The organism is Tumidithrix elongata BACA0141 (genome assembly GCF_036349135.1).
Lineage (GTDB): Bacteria > Cyanobacteriota > Cyanobacteriia > Pseudanabaenales > Pseudanabaenaceae > Tumidithrix > Tumidithrix elongata.
The window spans coordinates 25062-36163 of sequence record NZ_JAZBJZ010000049.1; the positions used below are offsets into that span (position 1 = coordinate 25062).

5 protein-coding genes are annotated in these 11102 nt (G+C 45.7%); 3 read left to right on the top strand and 2 right to left on the bottom strand.

The window, feature by feature from the left end; translation table 11 throughout:
• Window positions 1-68: 68 nt before the first annotated feature.
• Window positions 69-5717 (bottom strand): trifunctional serine/threonine-protein kinase/ATP-binding protein/sensor histidine kinase, encoded by a 5649-nt coding sequence (locus V2H45_RS13285; protein ID WP_330484124.1) that lies wholly within the window; start codon window positions 5715-5717, stop codon window positions 69-71.
• A 486-nt stretch (window positions 5718-6203) separates the two neighbouring features.
• Between V2H45_RS13285 and V2H45_RS13290 the strand changes: the two genes are divergently transcribed.
• Window positions 6204-7055 carry a response regulator gene (locus V2H45_RS13290; protein ID WP_330484125.1) on the top strand — a complete coding sequence of 284 codons (852 nt, stop codon included), beginning with the start codon at window positions 6204-6206 and terminating at the stop codon, window positions 7053-7055.
• A gap of 22 nt (window positions 7056-7077) precedes the next feature.
• On the opposite strand, the gene V2H45_RS13295 is transcribed toward V2H45_RS13290, so the two are convergent.
• Window positions 7078-7560: a hypothetical protein gene (locus V2H45_RS13295; protein ID WP_330484126.1), complete on the bottom strand. Its 483-nt coding sequence runs from the start codon at window positions 7558-7560 to the stop codon at window positions 7078-7080.
• A 200-nt stretch (window positions 7561-7760) separates the two neighbouring features.
• On the opposite strand from V2H45_RS13295, the gene V2H45_RS13300 reads away from it, so the two are divergent.
• Together V2H45_RS13300 and V2H45_RS13305 are read left to right on the top strand one after the other, a co-directional pair.
• Window positions 7761-9635, top strand: coding sequence for an iron uptake porin (locus tag V2H45_RS13300; protein ID WP_330484127.1), 1875 nt, complete (start codon window positions 7761-7763; stop codon window positions 9633-9635).
• Between the two features lie 23 nt (window positions 9636-9658).
• Window positions 9659-11017 (top strand): cytochrome P450, encoded by a 1359-nt coding sequence (locus V2H45_RS13305; protein WP_330484128.1) that lies wholly within the window; start codon window positions 9659-9661, stop codon window positions 11015-11017.
• The last annotated feature ends 85 nt before the right edge of the window (window positions 11018-11102 follow it).

The window sequence follows — 11102 nt, forward strand, 5'->3', positions numbered from 1 at the left end:
TAGGATTTATTTGTGAGAATTTAGCATCTATAGATTCAATAACCTTAGATAAAGGGTTTTAGATTTTCTTATCCCGAACTGAGGTTACTATAAGCATCGGCTAGCGGAAAACTAACTGAAAACATGGTTCGACCAGGCTGACTCTGAACTTCAATCTCGCCATCATGCTTTTGGACGATTTGTCTCACGATGTCTAGTCCTAGTCCACTGCCTTCTCCCCTAGGCTTGGTGGTTACAAACGGCTCAAAGATCTTGGCTTGCAGTTCTAAAGGAATCCCCGAGCCTGAATCGATAATCTGTGCGATCGCGCGATCTGCCTGTTGAGTTACCACAACTTCTAGCGTTCCCTGCTGTCCCATGGCATAGATAGCATTGTCGATTAAATTTACCCATACTTGCGTAAGTTCGTCAGGGTCGCAGAGAATCGGTGGGACTTCAGCATAGCAACGGATAACCTCAATTCCCTGTTTCAGTCGGTTTTGGTACAGTGTCAGGCCCACTTCGATACTTTCAGTAATTTGGGTGAGACTCTTCTCGCCTGTTTCGCTGCGATGGCTGTAGGTTTTGAGCGCAAATACAATCTTGGCAGCGCGATCGACTTCATGCTGGATGTTGTTAGCATTTAGTTGTTGCATGACCAAACTGTAAGCCAGTTGTAAGATGTTTGAGCAGTTTGGATCTTGCAGGATACGCTGATAGAGATGTAAATCCTTTCCCACATTCAACAGGGTGAGTTTAGTGGCAAGTCCTGCGGCATCGCTAAGTCCTCGTTCTGATAGTTCAATTTGCAGTTGCCGCCTTAGTTGTCGTTCTTCTTGGGTAGAGAGGGACTGTTGCTTTTGATTTTGAATTGCGGTATTGACCAAATCTAGAAATTCTGTTTGTTGTGGAAGAGATAGGCGTTGCATCATTGCAGGCAATTGCTGAAGAGTAGTCGCTAAAGCTGTCACAATATTGCCCGTGGCACAGCGAATTACACCCAAGGGCGTGTTGATCTCGTGGGCAACACTGGCGGTGAGTTGTCCGAGGGCTGCCATTTTCTCAGATTGAATCAGTTCTGCTTGGGTAGTTTGTAAGTCAGTTAGTGCCTGAGATAGCTCTTGAGTGCGCTCTTCTACTTTTTGTTCTAATGTCTGATAAAGTTGGGCGTTTTCGATCGAAATTGCCGCTTGGGCGGCGATCAGTTGCATCAGTTCTTGGCGATCGCGTGTAAAAGCTCCTGCTGTAATTTGATTTTCTAAATACAAAACCCCAATCAACTTTCCTTGATTTAAAATGGGACAACAAAATACACTTTTGCACGATCGGTTTAACCAATAGGGATCGGAATTAAATGGATGTGGCATTGCCACATCATCGATGACCGCAACTTCTTGAGTTCGTATGACATAGTTGATCGCACTCAAAGGAACCAACAAATTACCTTCGAGGGGCAAAGATGCCATATGGCAGGATTCAGTCATAGAGACACGAACTGAGATTTGCCAGTCTGCATGGGATTTCAAGATTAACGTTCCAGTTTGTGCGCCCGTATTTTCCATGACTACATGCATCAATTTCGCCAGCAGTTTCTCTAAATGGATTTCTTGGGAGATCGCTTGCGATGCTTTAAGTGCGGTATTTAGATCCAGCAGGGTTGAGGTGCTGCTACCGGAAGAAGAACTAGCTTGGATGCGATCGCTGCTGTCATCAGTTCCCCCTTCCAAAGCAAGCCCGATTGAAGCTGTTCCATTTTGAACTATTGACGTTAGTAACTGGGGATAACGGGTTTCTAGATCGACTAATTTTGCCTTAGCTCCCCAACGGCAATAGCAGTCATAGGCCTCTTGCATATAGCTTGCGGCAACTTTAGGTTTACCCCAATAAAGATAAAATTTCGCCACAAGTTCGTTGGCTAGGGCTTCGTCTTGCATAAATTTATTTTCCTTGGCACTGGCGATCGCGCGATCGTAGGCTTCTATGGCTTCGGTTTTGCTTTCCAATATCCGATATCGTTCGGCTGCCACTAATTCGTAACGGTGCTGATGGTTTGCGGCAGCCATCGCTGCCCAATGGTGCAATTTGTCCTGATGTTGTTGCACTTGAGCGAGAATTGTCGAACGCTCTTCTGGGGATGCCGTTGCATATTGGGTTAATTGAATTAGCGCCTCAAAAAAGGAATGGATGGGAACTAAGAACGTAGATACATTGCTGTCTAGGTATTGGGCGGCTTGGTTAGAGGTCTGGGCAGCCTCTCGATCTTTGCCAAAGAGATAATAAAGAATAGCTTGATTGAGATGTAGCTGGAAAAATCCGCCGCGATTATTATGAGCTTGTAGTTGCGAAAGAGATCGTTCCAAGTTAAGGATCGTGCCATTCAGGAGATAAGGAACATCCGTCTGCCCCAACAAATTCAGTACGGTTTGTTGATAAATCTCTTGACAAAGTAGGGTAGGAACATGTTTGTATTGCTCGATTGTTTGACGATAAATATCCATCGTCTGAACCAGTTCTGTGAGCTCCTTCCCCGCATAATAGGCATGACAGCTATAGGCCATACCGCTCAAACAGGCGATCTCAATATTTCCGTTTTCCAGCCCACTCAGAAAGGCTTCCCGCAAACTTGGTAAGGTTTGAGATAGGGCATTTTTCCAATGTTTAATCAAATGGTTAACTACAAACTCAGCGCGAGCTTTAAAGGATGGCAGTTGGAATCGCTCTAGGAGGTCTAATGCCAATTCTCCAAACTCGTAACCACGCTCGATATCGCCAATGATGCCACATAGGATTAAGCCATAGCCACCATAGGCAAACACAGACACTGGACTATTGCCATATTGGATCGATAATTCGACTTGCTTGAAAATCAGCAATGGCATTAAGGCAGGAGTCGATGCATAGGCAGCAGACACTAAAGCTGTCAAAATTTCCATTGCTGCCAAAACCTGCGGATCGACCATGGCTGGCAAATCTAACAAATTCCGAGTGGGGATGTTTGCACAGAGCGATCGCGTCACTCCAAAAGCCTGTCGAATATCTGTCTGAGTGGGTTGCTCTGGAAATTCGATACCTAGGGAATACAGCACCTGTAAACCAATCCGAATGGCATCTTTAAGCTCTCCTTTTGCTTTAGCGCCAATAATCAGGATTTGTTGAACTGCGATCGTATCTAGAAGACTTTTAGCATGCCGTAGAACGATATTCGCCCATTGTTCCATCTGCTCAAAATCGGTATTAAGACAACTCGCTTCCGCAATTTCTTGATGCAGTGCCAACGCCAAGGGATAATGACATTCCCAAGCACGATCTGGTAAAAGGGCGATGCCGATCGCGAGATAGCCGATCGCCGCACCAAAGGCTGTAGCCATTTTCGCTTTACGCCCGGCAGCAAGGTTCAATGTGGCGAGATTTTCCCATTCTTGGGTCTGTGCGGCGGTACGCATCTCGGAGAGAATCGCATCTCTGCCGATATTCAAATGATTGACGATTTCAAATAGTTGTTCTTCCCGTTCTTTAGTTGAAGAATCGCGTAATAATAGCTGACCGATGGTTAGATGAATTTTCTGTTTTTGGTCTTCAGCAATCAGCGAGTAGGCCGCTTGCTGGATGCGATCGTGTAGGAAGCGATAGCCGATCGCTTCACCTTGCGCCAGAACCTCAGCAATTTCCTCGGCATTCAACGATTGCGCCAAGCGATAGCCTTCTCCCACAGGCTCGATCAAACTCGTTTGGATCGCCTCCCATAACTCTTGGGCCGTTTGAGTTAGGGAGCGCTCGCTTACAGTTGCCAACATATGCAAATTAAAGGGATTGCCAATACAAGCAGCCAACTGCAATATTTTCTGGGTTGACTTTGATAATTGGGTGATTTTGCCAATCATCAAATCGACCACATTCTCGCTAATATCCTGTTGCTGAATTCGATCTAAATCCCATTGCCATTCACCGAGTCTTGCCTCTGTCTTTTGATGGTTGGATGTCACTTCAAACCAGATCGATCCTTCCTCGTATAGCGACTTGAGCAACTGGGTCAAGAAAAAGGGATTGCCTGCTGTTTTCTCAAATAGCAGCACTGCTAAAAGCCTCACAGACTCCACGGAAGTATGGAGTGTCTCAGCCACTAGTTTGCTCACATCTTCTAGATCTAAGGACTCAAGCTCAATTTCAGTCACGGGTACCCCTGCTTTGCGCATTTCTGCCACAGCTTGTATAAAGGGGTGAATAGCGCTAACCTCATTATCTCGATAGGCAGCGATCGTCAGCCAATGATGATTTTCAGGGTTCTGCATAAACCCTTGAAATGACTGACAGGATGCAATATCTATCCATTGAACATCATCCATAAACACAACTACGGGATGATTGGGACTTTGGAAAACTTGAGTGAACTGGTTAAAGGTTCGGATTGTGCGGTTTCTGGTCTCGATCGCGCCTAATTCGGGAACAGGTGGTTGTGGCCCAATAATCAGCGCTAATTCTGGAATTACATCAACGATGACTCTGGCATTTACGCCCAAGGCCTTAAGCAATGCTTCCCGCCAATATTGGAGTCGCTCTTGGCTTTCGGTTAGCAACTGGCGCATTAACCCTCGCCAAGCCTGCATCGAGGCATCTAGGGGGATATCTCGCTTGAACTGATCGAATTTACCTGTGATGAAATATCCCTTTTGACGGGTGAGCGATCGCAGCAACTCATGAATCAATCTGGTTTTACCTACCCCCGAATAGCCCCTCACCAACACCAACTCACAGCTACCTTGACTGATGCGATCGAAGACTTCCAGTAGCGTTTTGATTTGATCTTGCCTGCCATACAGCTTTTGAGGGATATTAAATCGAGCTAGATCGTCCACCTGTCCCAAGACAAAATCAGCGATCGCACCTGTCTTTGTAAACTTCTCTAGACAGATTTTCAGATCTGCTTTTAATCCAACCGCACTCTGATAGCGATCCTCAGCATTTTTCGCCATCAATTTCATCACAATATCCGAGAGAACTTTCGGTATATGGGGAGATTCCAAGGGGATTGGCGATCTTGCTAAATGGCTATAGACCAATTCCAGCGGATCGTCGCTTTGGAATGGTAATTGTCCGCATAGCAACTGATAGAACGTCACCCCTAATGAATAAAAATCCGTGCGATAATCAATGCCCCGATTCATCCGACCCGTTTGTTCGGGCGATAGATAGGCTAACGTTCCTTCTAAAATATTTGGGGTTTGCAGGGCTTGGGTCTCTTGGGGCAAAAGCGAAGCCAGTCCAAAATCGGTAAGTTTGACTTGATGGGTTGTCGGATCGATCAGGATATTTGATGGCTTGATGTCTCTATGGATGGCGCGATGTTGATAAAGTCCATCCAGAATTTCGGCGAGTTGCACGGCGATCGGCAAAAAATTAGCTAAATCTAAAGGTTCTGTGGCAACGTAATCTTGAAGGGTAACCGATCGTTCGTCTGGCATCACCAGAACCAAGCGATTGCCAAAACTTTCTAGACCGATGGGGCGAACCACCCCTGACAAATTTAGTTTTTTGGCGATCGTGTAGTGGTTGCGCAATCGCAAGGTGTCTTGAATGGCAGGGCGATCGCCTCTTGGCATTTTTAGTACCACAGGGGCTCCATCTGCGAGCCGAACCGCTCGGTAAACCATGGTTCTAACGCCCAAGAAAAGCGTTGCAGTCACCTGATAACCATCTATTTGAGGAATGCGATCGCTGTTACTCAGACTTTGCCGACTCATTGCATTCCTCCAGATTCAAACAGCGTTGATGAAAGTGTTATAACAATCCTAAATGAGTTGTAAATAATTTGTAGCGCAGGCATCTTATCTGCAGTTAGAAGCCCGTCCTACATTCACAAACAATTAAGGCTCGCTATAGTGAAAGTGTTAGTGAAATTAGGATCGCTCTATATCATTGCAAAACTTGTTTTAATTTGCAGCTTTTAGATTTGCAAAAATTCTATATCCTACCAGATGGGTGAAGTCAACTTTTAGCGTAACCTTTTATGATGAGATTATTGATTGTTCTTAGTTGTAAAATCAGCTTTTAGCGAATAAATAATCAGGAGTCACAAAATCATAAAATTTCTAAGGGCGGCAGGTCAGAAAGAAATCAATAGTTAGTGTCTTTATTTTTTCATCACATAAAACTTAATTTTTTAAAGCCTTATAGCAAGAGCATTCCAAAATGCAACAACTTTGATGTAAGAGTGGAACCTCAAGATTATGAAAACAACGATAAAACCAACAATTGTCTGTGTAGATGATGAGAAAGCTGTTTTGTTGAGCCTCAGAGATCTGCTGATTTGCAATTTCCAAGATGACTACAATATCGAAATAGCCCAAAATGGATTGGAAGCCTTGACGTTGCTAGATGAACTCCATGCTGACGGAATTGATATTCCTCTTGTAATTTCCGATCACATTATGCCGGGGCTCAAAGGAGACGAGCTTTTAATTAAGGTACATTCTCGTTATCCTAAAACGTTAAACGTTCTGCTGACTGGGCAGGCAAATGCTGACGCCGTGGGTAATACTGTTAACCATGCCAATCTTTATCGCTATATTTCTAAACCATGGAATGATATCGATCTTTGCCTCACCGTAACCGAAGCGCTGCGACGATATCAGCAAGCAAAAGAATTAGAACGCTTAAAGCAGGAGCAAACTCGCCTGATTGCGATTCTAGAAGTTTCTCCAGACTGTATAGCCATTACCGATCTTGAAGGGCATCTACTTTGGGTTAATTCCCAATTGCGACAATTACGGAATCTTCCCCTAGATACCGATCTGTCGCAACTGCTATTTTTCGATTTCCACGATCGCGCTTCCAAAGAGATCCTGCTCGATCGAGGGATACCGATCGCGATCGAGCAAGGGCTTTGGGCTGGTGAAACCACACTTTTAAGTTCGCAAGGAACAGAAATACCTGTTTCCCAGTTAATCATTGCCCATAGGTCTGAAGATGGCAATGTTGAATATCTCTCTACGATCGCGCGCGATGTCAGCGAGATCAGAGATATGAATGCCGAATTAAACGAACTTCGGACGTCAGTCAATGACGATCTTGGGGGGTAATGATTATTGGGATAGAAATCTCCTAAGACTTCCCACAGTACTGTAAGAGTTCTTGTTCTAAATCGATGCCTTTATTGCCTGTTGCGGTTAACATGGGCATTGCTTGCATCAATGCTGCATAATCTCCTTGGGCTTGGTCGCGTTTTACTCTTTCCAACTTCCCTCCCATATCTACAGCAAATTGCAAATAGCGTTCGTGTAAAGATTTAAGCTGGGCATCCTCGACCTTCAGTGCGAGTAAATCTTGCTTTAAGTCATCGACATAACGCAATGCCACGGCAGGATCCATGGTGTTACGGGCTCCCGAAGCCTTGTCTACGATCGTGGTAAACGCTTTGCATTCAGCAGATTTGTCGGCTTTATTCACAATTTTTGCATCCTGACTGGACGAATTTGCAGGCAAAGCCAAGCTCATTAAAGCTGTAGTTCGTAGTCCATCGGGAATGGTTATGCATGCAATGGCTAGGGCGATCGCGAGCGTAAAATTGGGTTTGGTTTGGAACATAGATCTTTTTCTTGTGCAAATAATTTAATGTTTCCCATAAACATGCGATCGCCACACAAGTTACGCATCCCCATCCAACGAATAGAGACTAGGGAGATCGTAGATTTTGAAGCCAATTCCTGTAAACTCAAACAGTGATTTCTGTGATTCTTACAGGTAAACTAGCTTAAGAATGTGTTGGAAAGGTGTGAGGAATTTGTATGAATATCAAAATTTATTTTACCACTGTTGCCATATCTGTTATGTTGACAGCCTTTGCAGATACTGGTACTAAAGCATTTGCTTTGGAAACCGATCGAAATGTAAATCGAAATGTAAAAGGCATAGCGATCGCGCTTCCCGCTCAACCTGTTTCCTTAGAGCCAAGCGATTCCTTTCAGGATGCGTCCCGCCGCATCCCCAACTATATCCCCAACCATGTTGTTACTCCTGACCCCAAGCAACAGTCAGCACAGGTCACTTCGGTATCGCAACTTTCTGACATAAAAGCCACGGATTGGGCATTTACGGCGCTGCAAAGTCTGGTGGAACGTTATGGCTGTATCGCAGGATATCCCGATCGCACCTATCGTGGACGACAAGCGATCTCGCGCTACGAATTTGCGGCTGGACTGAACGCCTGTTTAGATAAAATCAATGAAATTTTGAGTGCGGGACTCGCAGACAAAGTCAGTCAAGAGGATCTAGCAGCACTCAAAAAGCTTCAAGAGGAATTTGCCGCCGAACTCTCGGTATTAAGAGGTAGGGTTGATGCGCTAGAGGCAAAAACGAGCCGACTTGAAGCCCAGCAATTCTCGACAACCACAAAGCTAAACATCCTCAGTTCGTTTAATGTAAGTAGTGTTTTTGCTGGTGGCGATATCCGTGCCGAAGGCTTGCCAATTCCTGGTAGCGTGCCCGTTGCCCGCTTTGCTGCACGTAATCCCTTGACTGGAAGCCCAATCGTTGGCACGGTGACAGACAAGCCCAACACCACCTTCAGTCATTCCACCTATCTCTTGTTTACCTCTTCGTTTACGGGAAGCGATACGCTCAACCTGATTTTAGCGATGGGTAATGGCAGTCCACCTGCTAGTGCCTATGCTTCCGCAGGTTTTTCTAGTACATTTGCAGTTCCCTATGCTGATTCCAATCCTGTCGTGCCCTTGCCAGCAAATAGCGTGGGTTTATTTGAACTCTTTTATAGCTTTCCCATCAGCGATAATGTCAAGGTGCAGATTGGTCCCCGCATTCTCCCTTTTCGCCAATTTGATGTCAATCGCTTTACCTCTGTGCTGAATGGAGCAGGGGGACTGAACTCCTATCAAAGCACCATCGCGAATAGTGGCTTGTCAGGGGCAGGTGCGATCGTGAGTTGGCGCATGTCCGATCAATTGCTATTAAAAGCAGGCTATCTTGCCCGTAACGATGCGTCATTTCAATACTTTGGGGGTGATGGCTCTAGCAATCCCAATCGCGGCTTATTTGGCGGTTCCAATCAAATTCTGGCCGAACTCACCTATTCCCCCAGCGATTCTGCAAATTTACGGTTTCTCTACAGTCGGACGTATAACCAAGCACCACCTGTTTCGCCCCTCGGTCAACCGAACTTCCCGTTCTTTTTAACTTATTCAGCGCGTGGGGTTGTGGATGATGGACTTGGGGGTAGCTTACAAGACAGTACAGGGGATAACTTGGTCTTTAACTTTGATTGGCTGCTCACGAAATCCTTTGGCTTATTCGGGCGTTATTCCTATAGTAATTACCGCATTGCACCCGTAAACCCAGCTATCTCTGGGGGGAATATTAGCCTTCAAGCTTTCCAGTTTGGTTTAGCCTTTCCCGATCTTGGCAAAGAAGGCGCTTTAGGTACGCTTTCCTTTAGCATTCCATTTCAAGTACTTTCTGGGCGCAATTTTCTCGTATCGGGGAATGGCGATGGTGGCACGCAGTACGATCTAGAGTTAACCTATTCGTATCCGATGATGAAATATATCACTTTGACACCTTCTTTGTTTGCTACGTTTAACGCCAATAACTTCAGTAGCAATCCGACGATTTGGGGAGTAGTATTGCGAACGCAGTTCTTGTTCTAAAGTTAATTTAGGGAGTAAAGACAATGCTAGATCCTGTAGTTTGGTCGCGCGAAGTTGACAATGCGCCACTGCCGCCTTTGGTAAAAGGTATCCCTTTTTTAGGGAGTGCGCTGGAACTCGGATCGGATAGCCTCGGTTTCTTTGTCAAGCAATATCATGAGATTGGCCCGATTTTCCGAGTTCGGGCGGCCGATCGCCAATATACAGTGCTGGCGGGAACAGAGGCTAACCAGTTTGTCAACCAAGTCGGCACCGAGTTTCTCAGTAGCAAAGAATTTTGGCAGGAATTTTCTCAAGAACTAGGCGTTAAGGACTTGCTTGTTGGATTGGAAGGCGAAGCCCACCAACGCCAACGGCGATTTTTACAACCTAGCTATTCGCGCAATGCCATTATTCATGCTTTCCCAGAAATCATTCAATTAATGGGCAATCTCACCGCAGATTTGCGATCGCCGCAGCGCCTGCAGGTCTTACCCTTTATGCAAAAACTGATCTGCGAGCAGTTAGGCATGTTGCTCGCAGATTGCTCGCCCGCTGAGTATCATAGCGATGTGGTCAAGTTCTTACAAACCGCGTTGAATGTCACCGTTGTCAAACAATGGCCAGCATTTCTCCTGTGGCAACCCTCTTACAAACGTGCCAAACAAAGGACGCTCGAACTGGCTCGGCTCGCGATCGCCAAACATCGCAAAGGAAACCTCAACCATGCGAAGCCCAATTTAATCGACGATCTGATTGCTGACTCTAAGCAGCAGCAGCGTTTATTCTCTGAAACTGAGATGGTTGCTGCGGCTGTCGGCCCCTACCTTGCAGGGATCGATACAGTTGCCAACACCTGTTCTTTCATGCTTTACGCGCTGTTAAAGTCTCCTAACACGCTCGCAAGAGTACAACAGGAGGTCGATCTGCTATTTCGGGAGGGAATACCCACTGCCGAGCAACTGCGCGGGTTGAGCGCGCTCCATGGTACGGCAATGGAAACGCTGCGTATGTACCCTGCGGCTCCTGCGATTCAACGCCATGTGATCGCTGATTTTACATTCAAAGGCTATCGGGTTGAGAAAGGAACCCATTTGATCCTTGCCACGACAGTGCCACATTTCTTACCTCAACTTTTCCCCAATCCCTGTGATTTTGATATCGATCGCTTTCAGCCACCGCGCAGCGAACACAAACAAAGTGGGGCTTTTGCCCCCTTTGGTGCAGGCGCACATCTATGCTTAGGGCAGGGTTTGGCAGAAGTGCAAATTATGTTAATTATGGCTACGTTGCTACATTGGTTTGAATTTTCCTTAGAATCTCCAAACTATACAGTTAAGCCAATTAACAATCCAACCCTTTCACCGGGAAATAAATTTTCTGTATGCGTCCAAAGGCGATAGACAAAAGGATTGCCCGTACAATAAGGGGAATGCTTAGAAGATCGCAGGTATGAAAGAGATTCCAGGGTACAAGATCAATTCGCTA